The sequence below is a fragment of the Anaerostipes sp. CAG:276 genome, assembly GCF_000432215.1.
Classification (GTDB): domain Bacteria; phylum Bacillota; class Clostridia; order Lachnospirales; family Lachnospiraceae; genus Anaerostipes; species Anaerostipes caccae.
The window spans coordinates 23,172-24,570 of sequence record NZ_FR889185.1; the positions used below are offsets into that span (position 1 = coordinate 23,172).

Annotated in this window: 2 protein-coding genes; both read right to left on the bottom strand. The window is 43.0% G+C overall.

What is annotated here, in order from left to right:
* A partial coding sequence (locus QVP35_RS16585) for an alcohol dehydrogenase catalytic domain-containing protein (protein WP_288187801.1) occupies window positions 1-505 on the bottom strand: 505 nt, incomplete at its 3' end.
* 21 nt (window positions 506-526) lie between these two features.
* Window positions 527-1,186, bottom strand: coding sequence for a class II aldolase/adducin family protein (locus tag QVP35_RS07485; protein WP_009289724.1), 660 nt, complete (start codon window positions 1,184-1,186; stop codon window positions 527-529).
* Between the last annotated feature and the right edge of the window lie 213 nt (window positions 1,187-1,399).

Sequence of the window (1,399 nt, forward strand, 5' to 3'; positions counted from 1 at the left end):
CAACCGTATCTCCCAGAGTGACATTTACGTTTTCCTGACATGCATAGACAGAAGATAATGGTTCTCCCAGTGATGCACTGTTGTAATCGACCCCGTCCGGGATTGGATATACAGCATCTGCATTAAGCTGCTCCGGAGGCACCGGGAGATAATCTGCAAAGCCTCCCTGACGGTTCGCATAGTCTCCTGCATTTTCACAGTTTTCACTGTGGCCGCTCCTGCATGCTTCACACTTTAAACAATGTTCTACCGGATAAACATAAAGCCGGTCCCCTACGGCATATGTAGTAATCTCCGGTGAAACTTCCGCAACTTCCCCAACCACCTCGTGACCATAAATGTGGGGATAATCTCCCTTTCTCGAATCTGTCGTTAGGTTTCTGATATCTGACCCGCAGAGTCCGATGGCTTTAACCTTTAGCAACAGCCCTCCTTTGGGGCATGCTGGTTTCTCGGTTTCTTCCACCCTGATATCATTTGGTCCGTACATAATTGCTGCTTTCATTTTAAAATTCCCTCCTCTTCCTTATTTCTTATTTCTGTTTCTTTTGCTTCCCGGGTGGTGTTCGAATAATGATTCCAATTTATCATCCGGAATATCTGTGATCGTGCCGACTTCTCCTGCAATCTTCGCAATTTTCAATACTTCCTCTGCCGCCTCGATAATTTTCACTGCATCTTCTAATGTCTGCCCAACGGCTACACATCCGTGATTACCAAGCAAAACCAGATCATGTTCTTTCATTGCCTCTTCAATTCCATCTGCAATGTGGATCGTTCCCGCCTCTCCATAAGGCAGACACGGAATCTCTCCGAAAACTAAGGAAAATGTGGTAGAACATTTCAGTTTAATTGTCTGATTACAGTACGCATAGGCTGTTAAATACGGAGCATGGATATGTGCCACTGCATTGCAGTCAGGCCTTGCTTTCAGTGCAGCCTCATGGAGCAGATATTCGCTGGACCGGTTCACACTTCCCGCAATCTGTTTCCCGTCTTTTACAACTGCTACCATGTCTTCGTCTACAAATGCTTTTCTAGTCCCTGAAGGTGTGATATATAATTCTCCGGTTTCACGGTCTAAAATTGATATATTTCCCTCTAGTGTATTCACCAAGCCTTTTGCATCCAATAATTTTGCATAAAGAACGATTTCCTTCTTAATGTCATTTACCTTGTTTGCCATTTTAATCTCCTTTTGAATAGTTTTTTTGCTTCTGCTAATTCATGAATTAGGATGTTGTGTGGTATGAATTCAGTATATCGTTCACACTTTTCATTCTCAAGACAAAAGCCTTACCCCTGTTCTGACAGTGTTTTTTACTATCTGGTTAAAAATATATCCATGCATCCGGACAAAATTTGACTAAAGACATTTTCCACACGATTTCCGTTCGGC

What these genes read in the sequence shown, in the direction of transcription:
- QVP35_RS07485 (WP_009289724.1), bottom strand. Translation starts at nt 1,186, where the DNA reads ATGGCAAACAAGGTAAATGACATTAAGAAGGAAATCGTTCTTTATGCA.